Here is an 18,843-nt window from a genome sequence, read left to right on the forward strand (position 1 = left end):
TCAGGAGGCGGACTGGCGCGCCTCCCAGCCGGTCCGCACCATCTCGTCGACCGTGTACCGCATCTTCCAATCGAGGTCGCGGGCGGCGAGCTCTCCGGTGGCGACGATGCGGTCGGGGTCGCCGGCGCGGCGGGGACCGACCTCGGGCGTGAAGTCGATGCCGGTGACGCGGGCCACGGCATCCATGATCTGCTTCACGCTCAGGCCGTCGCCGGAGCCGAGGTTGTAGGCCGCCTCGATCGATTCGCCTGCGGCGAGGCGCTTCGCCGCAGCGACGTGGGCGGCGGCGATGTCGCCGACGTGCACGTAGTCGCGCACGTTCGTGCCGTCTTCGGTGTCGTAGTCGTCGCCGAAGATCTTGGGCGTCTTGCCCGCGATCAGCGCCTCGAAGACGATCGGGAACAGGTTGTGCGGGCTGACGTCGTAGACGGTCGGATCAGCGGACCCGACCACGTTGAAGTAGCGCAGCGACGTGTGGCGCAGCGGGGTCGCCGAATCGGCGGTCGCGATCGCCTGGTCGCGCAGCAGCCACTCGCCGATGAGCTTCGATTCGCCGTACGGGCTCGCCGGCTTCTTGGCGGTGTCCTCGACGACCAGCGCGACATCGGGGGTGCCGAACACGGCGGCGGAGGAGGAGAACACGATGTTGCCGACGCCCGCGGCCTCCATCGCCTCGAGGATCACGCGGGTGCCCTCGACGTTCTGCGCGAAGGTGTGCAGCGGGCGCTGTACGGAGACACCGGCGTACTTGAACCCGGCGACGTGGATGACGCCGTCGGCGTCGTGGTCGCGGAGCGTCTTCTCGACGAGCTCGCGGTCGAGGATCGAGCCCCGCACGAACGGCACTCCTTCGGGGGCGAACGACGCGACGCCGCTCGAGAGGTCGTCGAGGATGACGGGCGAGAGCCCCGCATCCGCCAGTGCGCGTACGACGTGCGAGCCGATGTAGCCGGCGCCGCCGGTCACGATCCAGGACATGGTGCTCCTCAGGTGGTTGAGAGTTCAGTATCTCAGGTCCGGTTCCGCGGACCCGGACGGGACCTGCCGGCGTCAGGCGTCGCGGTGCGCGCCCGCCGACGGGGTGACGGTGAAGATCACCGGAGCGGTGAAGGCGGATGCTGCGAACGCCGCGTTCACGGCATCCGTCACCTCCTGCACCGCATCCTGCTCGATCAGCGCGATGGCCGCTCCGCCGAAGCCGCCGCCGGTCATGCGTGCTCCGATGGCGCCGGCCGCAAGCGCGGCCTCGACCGCGGTGTCGAGCTCGGGCACCGAGATCTCGAAGTCGTCGCGCATCGAGGCGTGCGAGGCGACGAGGAGGTCGCCGATCGCGCGGGCTCCCTCTTCGCGCAGCACGCGCACGGTGTCGAGCACACGCTGGTTCTCGGTGACCACGTGGCGCACGCGACGGAAGGTCACGTCATCCATGAGCTCCTCGGCACGCGGCAGGTCGGTGACCGACACGTCGCGCAGGCTCGGCACGCCCATGATCGCGGCGCCGCGCTCGCAGGCGGCTCGGCGCTCGCCGTATCCGCCGGTGGAGTGGGCGTGCTTGACGCGCGTGTCCATCACGAGGATCGCGAGGCCGGCCTCGGCGATGCCGACGGGCACGAGCACGGCTTCGAGCGAGCGGCAGTCGAGGAAGATCGCCGCGTCGGGCTCGCCGAGCATCGAGGCCATCTGGTCCATGATGCCGGTCGGGGCGCCGACAGCCTCGTTCTCGGCACGGCGACCGACGCGGGCGAGCGCCGTGCGGTCGAGTCCGGCCTGCCACAGTTCGTTGAGAGCGGATGCCGTGGCTCCCTCGATCGCAGCCGAGGAGGAGAGCCCTGCGCCGACGGGCACGTCGGAGGTGATCGCGATGTCGAGGCCGGCGCCCTGAGCACCGGCCTGACGCAGCGCCCACGCGACGCCGAGCGGGTATGCCGCCCACTCGGGCACCCCGGGGGTGCTGCCTGACGGGGTGGGGAACATCTCGTCGAGCCCGTCGAGGGAGATCTCGACCGGCTCGTCGGCGAAGGTCGATGCGACGCGCACTCGGCCGAGGCCGTCGTCACGGACCCCCACGGCCGCGTAGGTGCGGTGCGGGATCGCGAACGGCAGCACGAAGCCGTCGTTGTAGTCGGTGTGCTCGCCGATCAGGTTCACCCGGCCCGGCGCCGACCAGACGCCGTCGGGTGCGCGGCCGGTGAGGTCGGCGAAGAGGGCGGTCGCGGCCTCGAGAGTGGTGGTCATGCGGATGCCTCGTCTGCGGTGTCTGCGGTGTGGGTGCTGGTGCTGGTGCTCTGTGCGTGCGCGGCGTCCGCCTTCGCGATGGCGTCGCGGATGCGGGCGGCGCCCTGTTCGGGGGTGACCTCGGCGGCCCAGGCCCACATGGCGGCCTCGGAGCCGGCCAGGAACTTGAGCTTGTCGGCGGCACGGCGGGGACTCGTCAGCTGCAGGTGCAGGCGCACGCTGTCGCGGCCGACGTTGACCGGAGCCTGGTGCCAGGCGGCGATGTACGGGGTCGGGGTGTCGTAGAGCGCGTCGACGCCTCGGAGCAGTCGCAGGTAGAGAGGGGCGAGCTCGTCGCGCTCGGCATCCGTCGTCTCGGCGAAGTCAGGAACGTGGCGGTGCGGCATGAGGTGCACCTCCAGCGGCCAGCGGGCGGCGAAGGGCACGAATGCGGTCCAGTGCTCGCCACGGAACACGACGCGCTCGGATGCCTGCTCGGACTCGAGGATGTGCTGGAAGAGTTCGGGAGCGGTGCGGTCGATCGACTCGAGCACGCGGGTGGTGCGCGGCGTCACGTAGGGGTAGGCGTAGATCTGACCGTGCGGGTGCGGGAGCGTGACCCCGATGGCCTCACCGCGGTTCTCGAACGGGAAGATCTGCTCGATGCCCGGGAGCTTCGAGAGGGCGGCGGTGCGGTCGGCCCAGGCTTCGATGACCGTGCGGGCGCGGGTGACGGACTGGGTGCCGAAGGATCCGGTGTGCTCAGGGCTGAAGCACACGACCTCGCAGCGGCCGACCGAGGTGCGGGTGCGGCCGAGGCCGAGGGCTGAGAGGTCGTCGAGCCCGCGGGGAGGATTGCTCGCCTCGGGGGCGATGCCGGTCGCCTCGGCCAGTGCCGGGCCGAAGGCGGGGGAGCGGTTCTCGAACACCGCGACGTCGTAGAGCGAGGGGACCTCCGACGGGTTGGTCGGCGACTGCGGGGCCAGCGGGTCGGCGTCGGCGCTGGGCATCATGACGCGGTTCTGACGGTTCGCGGCGACCGTGATCCAGTCTCCCGTGAGCACGTCGAGGCGCATCGTGGCGGTCTCGCCGCGAGGGTCGAGGGTGCGGGAGTCGACAGCGCGCTCTTCGCCGAGCGTCGTGTCGGGGTCGTCGAAGTAGATCAGCTCGCGGCCGTCGGCGAGCGTGGTCGCGCGCTTGATGATTCCGGCGGAGAGGGTCTCGGTGCGCATCCCAGCAGATTCGGTCGTGTTCACGTAAACATGGTACGCACATCGCCGTGGTAACGTCAACATTGCTGAGTTGCGAACGCGAGATGGGGTGTGCCTGCGGTGGATGATGACCTTGTGCGCGAGCCGAGCAGCCCCCGCCGCCGACGCCCCTCGTCCGGCCGCGTGTCGATGGCGATGGTCGCCTCCCGTGCCGGGGTCTCCGGCCAGACCGTCTCCCGTGTCGTGAATGACAGCCCCCGCGTCGACCCCGTCACCCGCGAGCGCGTCGAGAAGGCCATGGTCGAGCTCGGGTACCGGCCGCATCGCGCCGCGCGAGCGCTGCGCACCGGTCGATCCCAGACCATCGGACTCGTCGTCACCACGCTCGCGACGGTCGGCAACTCGCGCATGCTGCAGGCCACGGCCGAGGCGGCCGCCGAGCGCGGCTACGCTCTCACCCTCGTGACCGCGGGCGCGAGCGTCGCCGCAGCGTTCGAGCGCCTCGCCGAACAGGAGGTCGACGGCGCGATCGTGCTGAACGAGGCCTCAGCATTGGTGCCGGCGGCCGATCGACCGGCCGGACTGCGACTCGTGGTCGTCGATGCCCCGGGCGCGGCCGACCTCGCCGTCGTGCACAGCGATCATGTCGGCGGCGCCGCTGCCGCGACCGCGCATCTGCTGAGCCTCGGACACGAGACCGTGCACCATCTCGCCGGTCCCGCCGATTCGTTCGCGGCGACTGAGCGCGAGCGTGGCTGGCGTGAGACCCTTCTCGCCGCAGGCGTCGAGCCGCCGATGGTCGTCCGTGGTGACTGGTCGGCCGAGGCCGGGTTCGCTGCGGGCGACGCATTGGGCGCAGCATCCGCCGTGTTCTGCGCCAACGACCAGATGGCGCTGGGGCTGCTGCGCGCGCTCGCCCAGGCGGGGCGTCTGGTTCCCGAGGATGTCAGTGTGATCGGATTCGACGACGTGCCGGATGCCGCCAACTACCGCCCGCCGCTCACCACGATCCGCCAGGATTTCACGGCGCTCGCGCACCGCGCGGTCGACCTGCTCGTCGCCGAGATCGAGGGCACATCGGGCGTCGAAGCATCCGCTGTGGTGCCGACCGTCCTGGTCGAACGCTCCAGCACCCGCTGACGTCAGGCGGGAGGTGCCGACGACTCCCTGGCGTGCATCGTCGGGCTCAGCGACACCCGATGCACCGGACGCGTGGGGTCGGCGATGCGCTTGGCGAGAAGGTCGATCGCGGCGGCGCCGACGGCGGCACGCGGCGGGCTGACCGCGCTGAGTGCGGGGGTGAACAGCTGAGCGACCTCGTCGTCATAGGCGACCACCGAGAGGTCTTCGGGCACCGACAGCCCGCGGTTCAGTGCGATGTCGATGAACGCCATGGCCTCGGGGTCGGAGTGGATGAGCAGCCCGGTCACTCCGGCGTCGAGCGCCGTGTCGATGGCGGCATTGACGGCGGTCGCGAAGCCCGGCCCGTTTCGGTCGGGGAAGAGGCTCTCGAAGTGGTCGGCCGGCGCGAGTCCGAGTTCCTCGCAGGCCGTCGCCCATCCGGTGACGATCTTGCGGCCGGTGGGAGACTCCCGCGACAGGATGAGGCCGATGCGGCGGTGGCCGAGGCTGGCGAGGTGACGTGCGGCGAGCACCGCGCCCAGGGCGTGGTCGGTCGTGACGTTCTCGACGGGCGCGCGGTCGGGGAGCACCACGGCGTCGCGCTCGACGAACACCGTCGGAACCCCGGAGGCGTCGAGCCACTGCACCACGTCCTGCGCGTGGGTGACGTCGGGGTTGGGGGCGACGATGAGGCCGCGGATGTCGTCGGAGGCGATGAGGCGCTCGAGCACCGGGCGCTCGTCCTGCAGTTCGTACGAGGCTCCGCGCAGCACCAGGCGGAGCCCGCGCTTGCGTGCCTCGGCCTCCATGCCCCGCACGACGCCTGGCCAGTAGTACGCGAGCGACGGCACCAGCACGCCGATCGCGCCGCCGGTCTGCGCGGGCACCGGCTCGTCGACGCGCGCAGCCTCGGCTGGCACGGCGCCGCCGTGCACGCGCTCGAGACGCCCTTCCTCTTCGAGTTGCTGAAGGTCTCGACGCAGCGTCACGGGCGCGACCCCGAGTTCTTCGGTGAGACGCGAGACCCGCACGATCCCGTCGCGTTCGAGTGCGGCGAGGATGTGCGCGTGACGCGCGGGCGCCAGCGGAGCGTGCTGCTGATCGGTCATCGGTCGTCCTCGCTGTCACCCGTCCCCGGGGTGGCGTCGTCTCTTTCTACCGTGATCCACGCGCGATCGTGCGCGCTCACGTCCAGTTCGATGCGGGTGAGTCGCTCGCCCCACACATCGCTCAGCATCGGGTCGTCGAGCAGGCGCACCGTGTGGGCGGAGCGGATGCCGGCAGCCCACCGGATCACGACGGGCGTCGCCCCGTCGAGCGGCGCGACACGAATGCCGTCATCGCGGGCGGATACGGTGCCGGCGACGACGAGGTTGAGGGTGGTCGGGCTGTCTGAGAGGGGCCCGTCCCACGCGTCCGACACCCGCACGACCCTCTCCGCACGGTCGAGGGCGGCGGTGCGCCGCCAGGTGAGCCCGTCGAGCGCGTACGCGGCGCCGAGGTCGAGCGACAGTGACGACACGGCATCCGTCACCGAGGCCTCGACCTCGGACGCCGCGAACTCCCGCCCCGGCGACTGGTCGACGCCGGCGACCGTGGGGGTGTTGTGCCACGAGCTCTGCATGGTCCAGATCGAGTACCGGTCGGGCCCGAACGTGGCCTTCGTGTACGTCGGACGCCCCGCGTCGACGATCACGGGAACCCCGTCTGACGTCACGATGAACGAGCCGACGTCGTTGTGGTTGTGGTGCTCGGCGTTGTGCCCGCCCTTGACCACGAGGCCGAGACCGGCGGCAGATCCCGCTCGTTCGCGGGCGAGCAGCACCTGCGTCGAGGGCAGCCACACGTCGCGCGGGAGGGGAGACGCAGTGGCGGCGGCTGCGAGCCAGCCGGCATCGGTCAGCTCCTGCACGAGGCGCCCGAGACCGGCGAACTCCGACGGAGGTGCGGCGCGGTGCGAGGCGGCGTGGGCCGCGGCATCCGCATCGCCGATCCGCCGGGCGGCGCGGTGCAGGGCATGCCAGGGGAGATCCGCAGGCGGGCGAGCCTGCCCGTCCGCGAGGTTGGCGTACCAGTCGCCGCCGAGGTGGCAGCGATGCGGAAACGCGACGGTCTCGCGCAGGCCGACGAGGTCGCGGCGTGAGCGGTCCGTCGCGTACTCGAGCAGGTCGAGAGCCTCGAGCGCGCGGCAGGCTCCGTTCCACCAGTACGAATAGCCCTCGTCGATCGCGCCGTCGTCGGGCAGCGAGACGAGGTAGCGGTCGAGCCCCTCGACGACCAGGTCGATGATGTGGTCGGGGTGCTCGTGCAGTTGCACGGCCGCGGTGAGGACTGCCGAGTGGATCCACGGGTTCCAGTTGTGCACATCGCCGTCGAGGCCCAGCCAGTGCCAGTCGCGGCGCTCGACGAAGGGGTCGAAGACACGCCTCTGCGCCTCGTGCCGGATGCGGGAGCGGATACCGGGGGCGCGGGCATCGAGCTGCGTGCCGAGCACGTGGTCGATCCACGCGAGCTGGGCGACGACCTCACCGGCGCCGAGGTCGAGGAAGGGATCGGTGACGGTCGCGAGCACGCTGCCGCGCCTGTCGAACGTGTCGTCGTGGGCGGGCCAGCACCACGAGCTCTGCTCGCACAGCAGCTGCACCCCGTCGATGACCTCGTCGATCCACTGCTCATCGAGAGTCGCGGCCGCGGCGACGACGGCGCGACTGAGGCGGTGCTGGCGGGCGAAGGCCGGATTCTCCCAGGCGACGCGATCGCCGTCGCGGTGCACGCGGGCCGCCTGACTGGCGAGGGGCTGCGGCCAGGGTGTGCCGAGATCGGCCTCGGCGCGGGCGCGCAGATCGGCCGCATCGATGTGCGACCAGGCGGCGCGATCATCGGCGGTCGGCGCGGGGAGCGTGTTCACGCACTCAGCATAACTGATCGAAAATGATCGATCTAGCTATATTTGAGTCTTGTCTTGATCGAAATGCGGTGATAATCTCCCAACGATCGCAAAGAGACGGCATCCGTCGCGGTCCATCTCGAAGCAGTCTTCAAAGGAGAACCCTGTGGCATACGAGCGCACCGGAACGGCGACGGCGATGAGCCGCCGTTCCGCTCAGAGCCCCCGCGAGACGGAATGGTCTCGCGACGATCTGATCGCGTACGCCGACCGACTGCTCGCGGCCGTGCGTCCGTGGGCCTCCGAGAACAACGCCCGCATCACGCTGCCCGGCGCCTCGGGCGGATACGGGATCGACGTCGATGGCCTCGAGGGATTCGTGCGCACCTTCCTGTTGGCGGGCTTCCGTATCGCGGGGGCACGCGGCGAAGGGGTCGACGACCTCATCGACTTCTACTCGCGCGGCATCGTGGCCGGGGTCGATCCTGCGAGCCCCGACCGGTGGGTGCGGCTCGACGAGCATGCACAGGCCAAGGTCGAGGCGGCGTCGATCGCCCTGATCCTCGACATGACGCGCCCCTGGATCTGGGATCGCCTCGACGAGACCACTCAGCACCGCATGATCGACTACCTCGCGCCCGTCGTGGGCGACGACAGCTACCCGAAGAACAACTGGCTGTGGTTCCGCGTCGTCGTGCAGACCTTCCTGCGCTCGGTGGGCGGCCCGTGGTCGCAGGCCGATATCGAGCAGGACCTGGCTCAGCACGACTCGTTCCTCCGCGAGGGCGGGTGGATCTCCGACGGTGACGACCGCTCGTACGACCACTACGTCGGCTGGGCCCTTCACCTCTACCCGGTGCTGTGGTCGCGGATGCAGGGCGCCGCCGAGCTAGCGGGCGGTCGGACCGCGGGCGACCTCGCCCGCCTCGACACCTTCCTGCAGGACGCGATCGCGCTCGTCGGTGCCGACGGTGCTCCACTGATCCAGGGGCGCAGCCTGGTCTACCGCTTCGCCGCGGCAGCCCCCTATTGGGCCGGTGTGATCGCCGAGGTCCCGTCGGTCCCGGCCGCGCAGCTGCGCCGCGCGGCATCCTCCATCGTCCGCCACTTCGCCGAGAACGGCGCCCCCAACGATCACGGGCTCCTCGACCTCGGGTGGCACGACGAGTGGCGCCGGCTCGCGCAGAACTACTCCGGCACCGGATCCGCGTACTGGGCATCGAAGGGCCTGCTCGGCATCGCTCTCCCCGCTGACCACCCGGTGTGGTCGGCGCCGGTCGAGCTGCTGCCGACCGAAACCGCAGACGTCCTCCGGGTCGTCGAAGCCCCGGCGTGGATCATCTCCGCGACGAGCGACGACGGCATCGTCCGGGTGATCAACCACGGAGCCGACCACGCCCGACCCGGTGACCTCGTCGGGGACTCGCCGCTCTACGCGCGCCTCGGCTACTCGACGGCTGCGAGCCCGCTGCTGAACGGCGACGCCTGGGCAGAGCCCCTCGAGCAGTCGATCGCACTGCTGCACGCCGACGGCCGGGCGACGCATCGTGCCGGCATGCGCGTGCAGGGCATCCGGCGCGACGGGGATGCGGCGATCGCCGGATCCGAGGCGACCGCGCACTGGATCGCGCCGGCCGCGACCCAGACCCGACACGGCTCCGGCATCACGGGCGAGGTCGAGATCGCGGGCACCGTCACCACCTGGTCGATCGTGCGCGGTGCATGGGAGGTGCGAGTCGTGCGCATCGACCGGATCGAGGCGGATGCCGCACCCACCGCCCTGCGCATCGGAGGCTGGGCGCTCGCCGCCGATGCCGTCGACGACACCGTCTCCGAGACCGTGGCCGCAGCCAGCGCCCGCGGCCGCCACAGCACCATCGCCGCACTCACGCCCGGGGGAGTGCCCTCGATCGAGAACCGGCGCGATGCGAGCCCGCTCGGCGCAGCCGCCTCCGTGCCCGTCGTCACGTACCCGGTGTCGACGGGTGAGTGGATCGCGACCGCGGTGCACCTGTGCGACCGCGCGGCGGCATCCGTTCCCACCGTCCGCATCGACGGCGACGACGTCGCCGTGGTGTGGCCCGATTCCACCACCACCGAACACCGGCTCGCCTGAGCCGTAACCCGACCCGTCATCCCGACCCGTCCTCCCGCCCCGTTTGGGGCACCCGCCATTGCAAAGGAGCAGTATCCCCATGAACCGCAAGATCCTCGCCGCCGGCAGCATCGCCGCCGTCGCGGCCCTCGCCCTCGCAGGCTGCTCCGGCAGCAGCGACGCCGGAGAGAGCACCGACCCCGACGCCCCCGTCACGCTCACGCTCTCGGGATGGAGCATCGACACCACCCCCGAGTTCCAGACGCTCGCCGACGCGTTCACCAAGGACCACCCGAACGTGAAGATCGAGCTCAAGGAATACGACGCGGCCGAGTACAACACCCTCGTCACCGCCGACCTCGCCGCAGGGTCGGGTCCCGACATCATCACGCAGAAGGAGGTCAAGTACGTCACGACCTTCCAGGAGGGCGGCCAGTTGCTCGACGTCTCGGACGTGGCTCTGCCCGACGGCATCAGCGGCGCGGACTCCTACGAGGTCGACGGCGCCGCCTACGCTGTGCCGTACCGCCAGGACTCCTGGGTGCTCTTCTACAACAAGGCCCTGTTCGCGGCGGCCGGCGTCGCCGAGCCCGACGGATCGTGGACGTGGGAGGACTACGCGGATGCCGCGGAGGCGCTCACCACTGACGCCTCCAAGGGCACGTACCTGCACCGCTGGCAGTCGACCGTGCAGGGCTTCGCGAACGCGCAGACCGACACCAGCGTGCTCGACGGCGACTTCAGCAACATGAAGGACTACTACGACAACACGCTCGCGCTGCAGGATGCCGGCGACCAGGTCGACTTCAACACGTCGACCGCCAACCAGCTCACCTACCAGGGCGAGTTCGGCACGCAGAAGGCCGCGATGATGCTGATGGGCACGTGGTACACCGCGACCCTCATCGCGCAGCAGGCGTCGGGCGAGGCGAACGACTTCGAGTGGGGCATCGCTCCCGCACCGCAGCTCGACGAGAAGACGACCGGCACCGACAACACCCCGGTGACGTTCGGCGACCCGACCGGCTTCGGCATCAACGCGAACATCGACTCCGCGAAGGCCGACGCCGCCAAGGAGTTCCTCGAGTTCGCCGCATCCGAGGAGGGCGCGCAGGCGCTCGCCGAGATCGGGATCACTCCGGCGCTCACGAACGACGCCGTCGTCGAGTCCTACTTCGCGGTCGAGGGTGCGCCGACGGATGATCTGTCGAAGTTCGCCTGGTCGACGCACGAGGTTCTTCCCGAGAACCCCACGTCGAGCAAGACGGCGACGATCCAGGGGATCCTCGCCGATCTGCACACCGCCGTCATGTCGGGATCTGTGTCTGTGGACGACGCCATCAAGACCGCCGAGGACCGCGTGAAGAACGAGGTCGGCTGATCCACTCGGGGGCCGGCCGCCGGTCGGCCCCCGACATCGCCCTCGCGCAGCATCCAGGAGACGAGAGACATGACGACCACCGAGGCCCCGAGCCGCGACGCGGCCCCGCCGCAGACGAAGCTGCCCCGCAGACGTTCGGCACTGCGTCGCCGCAATGCCCTGATCGGCTGGAGCTTCATCCTGCCGAACTTCATCGGATTCGGGTTCCTGACCCTGCTCCCGGTGCTGATCCTCTTCTACATGGCGTTCACGAACTGGAACGTGTTCGGCAAGGCCGACTGGGTGGGGTTCGCGAACTTCCAGCGCCTGATGGGCGACGGCAGCTTCCACATCGCGTTCTGGAACACCATCTACTACTCGGTGATGCACATCCCGCTGACGATCGTCGTCTCGCTCGGGCTCGCACTGCTGCTCAACAACAAACTCCGCGGCGTCGCGTTCTTCCGCACCGCCGCGTTCTTCCCGTACATCACCTCGATCGTCGCGATCGCCGTGGTGTGGAACCTGCTCTTCAGCCCCGACTACGGACCCATCAACGAGGTGCTCCGGGCGATCGGCATCTCCGAGCCTCCCGGCTGGCTCACGTCATCGGAGTGGGCGATGCCCGCCGTCGTGATCGTCAGCACCTGGCGCGACATGGGTTACTACATGATCCTGTTCCTGGCGGGCCTGCAGACCGTGCCGCGTGAGCTGCACGAAGCCGCGCGCGTCGACGGCGCGAACGTGTGGCAGCGCTTCACGAACGTCACGATCCCCTCGCTGCGGCCCACCATGTTCTTCGTCACCGTGATGCTCACCATCAACTCCTTCAAGATCTTCGACCTCATCCTCGTCATGACCGACGGCGGCCCCGGCCAGTCGACCCTGGTGCTGTCGCAGTTCATCTACAAGAAGGGCTTCGAGGAGTCGCAGTTCGGCTACGCGTCCGCCGCCGCGGTGGCGCTCTTCTTCCTCTGCATCCTCGTGACCATCGGCCAGTTCCTCTGGAACAAGAAGCGGAGCGCATGATGACCGAGACCCAGGTCCTCGTCACCGGGGGAACGCTGCGCAAGCTCAACACCCCCGCCCCCGCCGGCCGCGTGCGCACCAGGCTCACGGTCGGTCGCACCCTCGGCTACATCGCCCTGATCATCGCGGCGGTCGGCCTGCTCGCACCGTTCTTCTGGATGGTCATGAGCTCGCTGAAGAACGCCAACGAGGTGTTCTCGGTGCCCGTCGTCTGGGTCCCCGAGACGTTCGTATGGCAGAACTACATCGACATCTGGACGAAGTCGAACATGCTCGTCTGGATCCGCAACACCCTGTTCCTGGCCGTCAGCGTGACGTTCCTGCAGGTGCTGACCGGTTCGTTCGCCGCCTACGGCTTCGCGCGCATGAAGTTCGCCGGCCGCGACATCCTGTTCCTCGTCTACATCGGCACGATCGCTGTGCCGTGGCAGTCGTACATGATCCCGCAGTTCATCCTGCTGTCGAATCTGAAGGTGTCGAACACGCTGTGGGCGATCATCCTGCTCCAGGCGTTCGGTGCGTTCGGGGTGTTCCTCATGAAGCAGTACTACGAGACGATCCCCGAAGAGCTCAGCGAGGCCGCGCGTCTCGACGGGCTCAGCGAGTACGGCATCTGGCGACGCATCATGCTGCCGCTGTCGGTGCCGGCCATCGCGAGCCTCACTCTGCTCACGTTCGTGAACACCTGGAACGACTACCTCGGGCCGCTGATCTATCTGCGGAACCCCGACCTGTGGACGATCCAGCTCGGACTCAAGAGCTTCGTCTCGAACCTCTTCGACACGAACTACGCGCTGCTGTTCGCCGGACTCACGATCTCGGTCGTGCCCATCGCGATCATCTTCCTGCTCGGGCAGAAGTACTTCGTCGAGGGCATCGCCACCAGCGGGCTGAAGGGCTGACCGATGAAGCGCATATCGCATGATGCCTGGGCCACGATCCTCGGGTTCGTCTACCTGGGCCTGATGGTGAACTTCCTCGTGCTCGTCGCGGCATCCCCTCTCGTGGTGCTGCTGATCACGACCGATCCCGCCCTGTCGTGGCCGCTGCTGGCGCTCGCGGCTCCGCTGGTCGCTCCGGCGCTGACCGGCGCGTTCACGGCGTTCCGCGAGTTCGGACGCGGCGAGCCCCAGGTGGTGCGCTCGTTCCTGCGGGGCTGGAAGGCCACGGCACGCAAGGGCCTGCTGATCGGCGCGGTGGCGACGGCATCCGTCGTGGTGCTGCTCGTCGACGTGCGGGCGGTCAGCGCGTCACCCGCCTCGGTCATGATCGTCCCGGTGCTCGCCCTGCTCACCGTGGTCGCCGTGGCGACCGCCCTGGTGGCTCTCGTCGCGCTGGCCGAAGAGCCGGGTGCGCGGATGCGCGACATCGTCAAAGCCGCGCTCTACCTGTGCGTGCGGCGCTGGTACCTCACGGCGCTGTCGCTCACCGTGTTCGGAGTGCAGATCGGACTGTTCACCACGATGCCCGCGATCGCGATCGGCCTGACCTGTGCGCCCGCCCTCTACGTGGCGTGGGCGAACAGCCGCTACACACTGCGGCCCGTGCTCGATGTCGACGAGGCGCGCGAGATCGAAGGAGTGCGCGCGTGACCGTCCGTACCGCGATGAGTCCCGAGGTGTTCGCTCTGCTCTTCGATGAGGCGCGTCTGCAGCGCCTGCGCACGCTGGCTCCGTCGCCGCAGCTGGCGATCGACGGGGGAGACCTCGCCGACACCGAGATCCTGCTCACCTCGTGGGGTGCCCCGCGTCTCGACGCCGAGCTCCTCGACCGGATGCCGCGGCTGCGCGCCGTGGTGCATGCGGCGGGCAGTGTGCAGCAGCTGGTGTCCGACGAGCTGTGGGAGCGGGGGATCACCGTCACCTCGGCCGCTGACGCCAACGCCGTACCGGTGGCCGAGTACACGTTCGCGACGATCATCCTCGCGTTCAAGCGTGCCTTCGTGCACATGCGCTCGCCGTCGACGGTGGTCGAATGGCGCGACCTGGTCGGCTCCACTCGCTACGGCAGCGTCGGTCGCACGGTCGGAATCGTCGGATTCTCGCGGATCGGACGCAGGGTGGTGCGGATGCTGGGGCAGCTCGACGACATCCGGATCATCGTCGCCGACCCGTTCGTCTCCGCGCAGGCGGTGGCCGACGCCGGGGCAGAGCTGCTTCCCCTCGACGACATGCTCGGCCAGATCGACGTGCTGTCGCTGCACGCGCCGGCGCTGCCCGAGACGAGGCACATGATCGGAGCCGCTGAACTCGCGGCGCTCCACGACGGCGCCACTGTGATCAACACGGCGCGCGGATGGATCCTCGACCACGACGCGCTTCTCGCCGAGTGCGAGTCAGGACGACTGGATGCTGTGCTCGACGTCACCGAGCCCGACCCGCTGCCGACCGATTCGCCGCTGCGAACGCTGCCGAACGTCGCCCTCACCCCGCACATCGCCGGCTCCATGGGCAACGAGGCGCGGCGCCTGGCCGACTCGGCCCTCGACGACGTCGAGGCGCTGCTGCACGGCGGTGTGCCGTCGCAGGTGATCACGCGTCTCGACATGGAGCTGAGCGCATGAGGGCGGGTGTCGCGGTGAGTCGGACCTGGTAGATCCGGAGAGCGTTTTCCACTCCCGCTTGCGCACCGGCTCACGGCATGGCATGCTGTCGGAAAGCGCTTACCCATCTTGAATCGCACACACGAGTTTCCCCGCAGAGCGTGCGGGATCTGAGAGAAGAGAACGGACCAGCAATGTCGCAGACGACAACCCGCGAGATCGGGATCATCATGAACGGCGTCTCCGGGCGCATGGGCTACCGCCAGCACCTGGTGCGGTCGATCCTCGCGATCCGCGAAGAGGGCGGCATCGAGCTGCCCGACGGATCCCGCATCACCGTGAAGCCGCTGCTGGTCGGCCGCAACGAGGCCAAGCTCGCCGAGCTCGCCGCGAAGCACGGCATCGAGGACTACACGACCGATCTCGACGCGGCGCTGGCCGACCCGAAGTGGGAGATCTACGCCGACTTCCTCGTGACCAAGGCCCGTGCCTCGGCCCTCCGCAAGGCGATCGCGGCAGGCAAGGCGATCTACACCGAGAAGCCCACCGCCGAGTCGCTGGAAGAGGCCCTCGAGCTCGCACGCCTCGCCGACGAGGCCGGTGTCAAGACCGGCGTCGTGCACGACAAGCTCTACCTGCCGGGCCTGCAGAAGCTCAAGCGCCTGATCGACTCGGGCTTCTTCGGCCGCATCCTGTCGGTGCGCGGCGAGTTCGGATACTGGGTCTTCGAGGGTGACTGGCAGCCCGCGCAGCGCCCGAGCTGGAACTATCGCACCGAAGATGGCGGCGGCATCATCGTCGACATGTTCCCGCACTGGAACTACGTGCTCGAGAACCTGTTCGGCGAGGTCAAGAGCGTCTACGCGCAGGCCGCCGTGCACATCGCCGACCGCTGGGACGAGAACGGCGAGCACTACACCGCCACCGCTGAGGACGCCGCGTACGGCATCTTCGAGATCGAGGGTGGCATCGTCGCCGAGATCAACTCCAGCTGGACCGTGCGCGTCAACCGCGACGAGCTCGTCGAGTTCCAGGTCGACGGCACTCACGGGTCGGCCGTGGTCGGACTCTTCGGCGCCAAGATCCAGCCGCGCAACGCGACGCCGAAGCCCGTGTGGAACCCGGACCTCGAAGACAGCCACGACTACGACACCGACTGGCAGAAGGTGCCCACGAACGACGTCTTCATCAACGGCTTCCGTCAGCAGTGGGAGGAGTACCTGATCTCGTTCGTCGAGGGCACGAAGTACCCCTTCGATCTGCTCTCGGGTGCTCGTGGCGTGCAGTTCGCCGAGGCGGGTCTGACCTCCAGCGCCGAAGGCCGCAAGGTCGCTCTCTCTCCGCTGACGCTGGGCTGAGCATGACCACTCTCCGACTTCTCGACGCCGCGGGTGCGGTGACTGATGCCGAGCTGCGCGAGGGCGGCGGATACTCCCGTCCGGCCTCGCCGCTCGTGAGCCGTGTCGCCTACGCCGCCGCCCACGTGGTGCCGAAGGTGCACGCCGACAACACCCCGGGGCAGCCCGCCGACATCGACTGGGACTCGACGCTCGCGTTCCGCCGCAATGTCTACTCGTGGGGTCTCGGCGTCGCCGATGCCATGGACACCGCGCAGCGCAACATGGGCCTCGACGCCGCCGCGACGCGCGAGCTCATCTCGCGCAGCGCCGAGGTCGCCCGTGAAGAGGGTGGCTCGGTCGTGGTCGGCGTCAACACCGATCACGTCGCCGAGTCGCACATCTCGCTCGACCAGGTGATCGACGCCTACAAGGAGCAGCTGCACTTCACCGAGGAGCAGGGGGCGGGGCCCGTGCTCATGGCCTCGCGTCACCTGGCCCGCGTCGCCGAGAACGCCGACGACTACCGTCGCGTGTACCGCGAGGTGCTCGGCTCCGCCACGGTGCCGGTCGTGCTGCACTGGCTCGGAACGGCGTTCGACCCGGAGCTCGCCGGCTACTTCGGAGCGGATGACTGGCAGACGGCATCCGCTGTGCTGCTCGACGTGATCGCCGAGAACCCCGACGTCGTCGCGGGCGTGAAGATGAGCCTGCTGAACGCCGAGTCCGAGATCTCGGTGCGCGAGCGCCTTCCGCAGGGCGTGCGCATGTTCACCGGAGACGACTTCAACTACGTCGGCCTGATCGGCGGCGACACCGTGGGCCAGGGCGACGGACACTCCGACGCGCTGCTCGGCGCGTTCGCGGCGATCACCCCGGTGGCGTCCGCGGCGATCCAGGCGCTGGATGCCGGTGACCCCGCGCGCTATCTCGAGATCCTCGGACCGACCGAAGAGCTCAGCCGTCAGGTGTTCGCGGCTCCGACGTTCTACTACAAGACGGGCGTCGCCTTCCTCGCGTGGCTCAACGGGCACCAGCCCGCGTTCCAGATGGTCGGCGGGCTGCACTCGGCGCGGAGCCTCGTGCACCTCAGCCGCATCGTCGAGCTGGCCAACGCCTCGCTCGCACTCGAGAACCCCGAGCTCGCGCGCGAGCGCTGGCACGGGATGCTGCGCCTGAACGGAGTGGGCCTGTGACCGTCGATCCTCGCCTGTCGATCAACCAGGCCACGATCAAGCACGCCGATCTCGCGACCGCGCTGCGGGTGACGGCGGATGCCGGCATCCAGGCGATCGGGCTATGGCGCGAGCCCGTGAACGAGGTCGGACTCGACGTCGCCGCGCGCATGCTCGCAGACTCGGGTCTGCGGTTCACGACGCACTGCCGTGGTGGCTTCTTCACCCTCCCCGAGGGGCCGGAGCGCGTCGCCGCACTCGACGACAATCGCCGTGCGATCGAGGAGACCGCGACGCTCGCCGCCGCGGGTGCCGACGGATCCACGGCCGTGCTGGTGCTCGTCGCCGGGGGACTGCCTGCCGGCTCGCGCGACCTGATCGGCGCGCGTGAGCGGGTGCGCGACGCGATCGGCGTGCTCGCGACCGATGCGAAGGCGGCGGGCGTGACGCTCGCGATCGAGCCGCTGCATCCGATGTACGCGTCCGACCGCGCCGTCGTCTCGACCCTCGGCCAGGCGCTCGACATCGCCGCCGACTTCGACGCCGATGTGGTCGGCGCGGCGGTCGACACGTTCCACATCTGGTGGGACCCGCAGGTGCTCGAGCAGATCGCCCGCGCCGGCCGCGAGGGCCGCATCGCGACCTATCAGGTATGCGACTGGAAGACCCCGCTCGCCGCCGACGTGCTGCTGTCGCGGCACTACACGGGCGACGGCGTGATCGACTTCGGCTCGCTCACCCGTGCGGTGATCGAGACCGGATACGACCGTGACATCGAGGTCGAGATCTTCAACGCCGACATCTGGGCGGATGCTCCCGAGAACGTCGTGCGACGCACGGCCGAGACCTTCGGAGCTGCGGTCTCGCCGCACCTGCGCTGACGGGACGTGCCGGGCTGACCGGGCGGCGGTCGCGGACTGCGCCCGGTCCGACCCCGGTCATCCGTGTGTCTCCGGTATCCGTCGTGCCTCCGGCGCCACTAGGCGGAGATCGGCCGCAAGGCAACCCCCGAGACGCCGCGCCGCCCCCTTGAGAGGATGAACCCATGACGAAGATCCGACCCGGGCTCTGCTCGGTGACCTTCCGTGCGCTCGAGGCCGAAGAGGTCGTGGGACTCGCAGCCGAAGCCGGGCTCGAGGTCATCGAGTGGGGTGCCGACGTGCACGTGCCGGTCGGCGACATCGAGCGGGCAGCGCAGGTGGCCACCCAGACGGAGGATGCCGGGCTGACGTCGTGCTCGTACGGGTCGTACTTCCGGGCAGGGGCCGATGAGGAGCTCACGCCGATCCTCGACAGCGCCGAGGCGCTCGGAGTCGACCGGGTGCGCGTCTGGGCCGGGCATCGCGGGTCGTCGGAGGCGTCGGAAGAGCACTGGGCCGACATCGTCTCGCGGTTGCGCGATGCGGCAGCGGAGGCGGAGGCGCGGAGCATCGGCCTCGCCCTCGAGTTCCACTCGGGCACGCTCGCCGACACGGCTCCGACCACACTGCGACTGCTCGCCGATGTGGACAGCCCGGCACTCAGCACCTATTGGCAGCCGACGGTCGCCGCGACCGTCGACACCGTGCTCGGCGAGTATCGCGACCTCGCCGCGCACACCACCGCGGCGCACGTCTTCTCCTGGTGGCCCACGCAGGAGCGCCTGCCGCTTCGGGCGAGGGATGCGCTGTGGACGCGCTTCTTCGCCGAGGCGCTGGCATCCTCTCGGCCGCCCCGGGATGCACTGCTCGAGTTCGTTCCCGGTGACGACCCGGCGCTGCTGCGGGGCGAGGCCGCGGCTCTCCGCTCTTACCTGTCGATCTGAGGCCCGGTGCCCGCCCTGACGCGCCGCTGCGCGATGCCTCTCCGCTCCCCGTTCTCGCGGTCCTCCC

Annotated in this window: 16 protein-coding genes; 11 read left to right on the forward strand and 5 right to left on the reverse strand. The window is 69.6% G+C overall.

Annotation, left to right across the window (positions count from 1 at the left end; all coding sequences use genetic code 11):
- From galE to galT, 3 genes are all read right to left on the reverse strand, one after another.
- The gene (gene galE, locus RQG77_RS03930) at nucleotides 1-978 is read right to left on the reverse strand and encodes a UDP-glucose 4-epimerase GalE (RefSeq protein WP_311243531.1); all 978 of its coding nucleotides are present in this window, start codon (nucleotides 976-978) and stop codon (nucleotides 1-3) included.
- A gap of 72 nt (nucleotides 979-1,050) precedes the next feature.
- The gene (gene galK, locus RQG77_RS03935; protein ID WP_311243532.1) at nucleotides 1,051-2,235 is read right to left on the reverse strand and encodes a galactokinase; all 1,185 of its coding nucleotides are present in this window, start codon (nucleotides 2,233-2,235) and stop codon (nucleotides 1,051-1,053) included.
- On the reverse strand, nucleotides 2,232-3,446 hold the full coding sequence (gene galT / locus RQG77_RS03940; protein WP_311243811.1) for a galactose-1-phosphate uridylyltransferase: 1,215 nt from the start codon (nucleotides 3,444-3,446) through the stop codon (nucleotides 2,232-2,234). Before galT ends, galK begins: the two co-directional genes overlap by 4 nt.
- A gap of 168 nt (nucleotides 3,447-3,614) precedes the next feature.
- Between galT and RQG77_RS03945 the strand changes: the two genes are divergently transcribed.
- Nucleotides 3,615-4,565: a LacI family DNA-binding transcriptional regulator gene (locus RQG77_RS03945; RefSeq protein WP_311243812.1), complete on the forward strand. Its 951-nt coding sequence runs from the start codon at nucleotides 3,615-3,617 to the stop codon at nucleotides 4,563-4,565.
- Between the two features lie 2 nt (nucleotides 4,566-4,567).
- On the opposite strand, the gene RQG77_RS03950 is transcribed toward RQG77_RS03945, so the two are convergent.
- Together RQG77_RS03950 and RQG77_RS03955 are read right to left on the reverse strand one after the other, a co-directional pair.
- A complete protein-coding gene (locus tag RQG77_RS03950; RefSeq protein WP_311243533.1) occupies nucleotides 4,568-5,656 on the reverse strand; it encodes a substrate-binding domain-containing protein in 1,089 nt (362 codons plus the stop codon).
- Entirely contained in the window at nucleotides 5,653-7,455 is a 1,803-nt protein-coding gene (locus RQG77_RS03955; protein ID WP_311243534.1) for a heparinase II/III family protein, read from the reverse strand. The genes RQG77_RS03950 and RQG77_RS03955 overlap by 4 nt, the downstream gene beginning before the upstream one ends.
- 145 nt (nucleotides 7,456-7,600) lie before the next feature.
- Between RQG77_RS03955 and RQG77_RS03960 the strand changes: the two genes are divergently transcribed.
- The 10 genes from RQG77_RS03960 to RQG77_RS04005 all read left to right on the forward strand — a co-directional run bounded on the left by RQG77_RS03960 (nucleotide 7,601) and on the right by RQG77_RS04005 (nucleotide 18,776).
- Nucleotides 7,601-9,550, forward strand: a complete 1,950-nt coding sequence (locus RQG77_RS03960; RefSeq protein ID WP_311243535.1) for a DUF2264 domain-containing protein — start codon at nucleotides 7,601-7,603, stop codon at nucleotides 9,548-9,550.
- Nucleotides 9,551-9,629: 79 nt separating this feature from the next.
- Entirely contained in the window at nucleotides 9,630-10,910 is a 1,281-nt protein-coding gene (locus RQG77_RS03965; protein WP_311243536.1) for an extracellular solute-binding protein, read from the forward strand.
- Nucleotides 10,911-10,979: 69 nt separating this feature from the next.
- Complete coding sequence (locus RQG77_RS03970) at nucleotides 10,980-11,918, forward strand: carbohydrate ABC transporter permease (protein ID WP_056313394.1); 939 nt, start codon at nucleotides 10,980-10,982, stop codon at nucleotides 11,916-11,918.
- A complete protein-coding gene (locus RQG77_RS03975) occupies nucleotides 11,915-12,820 on the forward strand; it encodes a carbohydrate ABC transporter permease (protein WP_200934048.1) in 906 nt (301 codons plus the stop codon). The genes RQG77_RS03970 and RQG77_RS03975 overlap by 4 nt, the downstream gene beginning before the upstream one ends.
- Before the next feature lie 3 nt (nucleotides 12,821-12,823).
- The gene (locus tag RQG77_RS03980; RefSeq protein WP_311243537.1) at nucleotides 12,824-13,510 is read left to right on the forward strand and encodes a DUF624 domain-containing protein; all 687 of its coding nucleotides are present in this window, start codon (nucleotides 12,824-12,826) and stop codon (nucleotides 13,508-13,510) included.
- Nucleotides 13,507-14,481, forward strand: a complete 975-nt coding sequence (locus RQG77_RS03985; protein WP_311243538.1) for a hydroxyacid dehydrogenase — start codon at nucleotides 13,507-13,509, stop codon at nucleotides 14,479-14,481. Before RQG77_RS03980 ends, RQG77_RS03985 begins: the two co-directional genes overlap by 4 nt.
- Nucleotides 14,482-14,654: 173 nt before the next feature.
- A complete protein-coding gene (locus RQG77_RS03990; protein WP_311243539.1) occupies nucleotides 14,655-15,818 on the forward strand; it encodes a Gfo/Idh/MocA family oxidoreductase in 1,164 nt (387 codons plus the stop codon).
- A gap of 2 nt (nucleotides 15,819-15,820) precedes the next feature.
- A complete protein-coding gene (locus tag RQG77_RS03995; protein WP_311243540.1) occupies nucleotides 15,821-16,993 on the forward strand; it encodes a dihydrodipicolinate synthase family protein in 1,173 nt (390 codons plus the stop codon).
- Nucleotides 16,990-17,853: a sugar phosphate isomerase/epimerase family protein gene (locus RQG77_RS04000; protein ID WP_311243541.1), complete on the forward strand. Its 864-nt coding sequence runs from the start codon at nucleotides 16,990-16,992 to the stop codon at nucleotides 17,851-17,853. The genes RQG77_RS03995 and RQG77_RS04000 overlap by 4 nt, the downstream gene beginning before the upstream one ends.
- A 164-nt stretch (nucleotides 17,854-18,017) precedes the next feature.
- Entirely contained in the window at nucleotides 18,018-18,776 is a 759-nt protein-coding gene (locus RQG77_RS04005; protein ID WP_311243542.1) for a TIM barrel protein, read from the forward strand.
- The last annotated feature ends 67 nt before the right edge of the window (nucleotides 18,777-18,843 follow it).

Source organism: Microbacterium sp. WCS2018Hpa-23 (assembly GCF_031843845.1).
GTDB lineage: Bacteria > Actinomycetota > Actinomycetes > Actinomycetales > Microbacteriaceae > Microbacterium.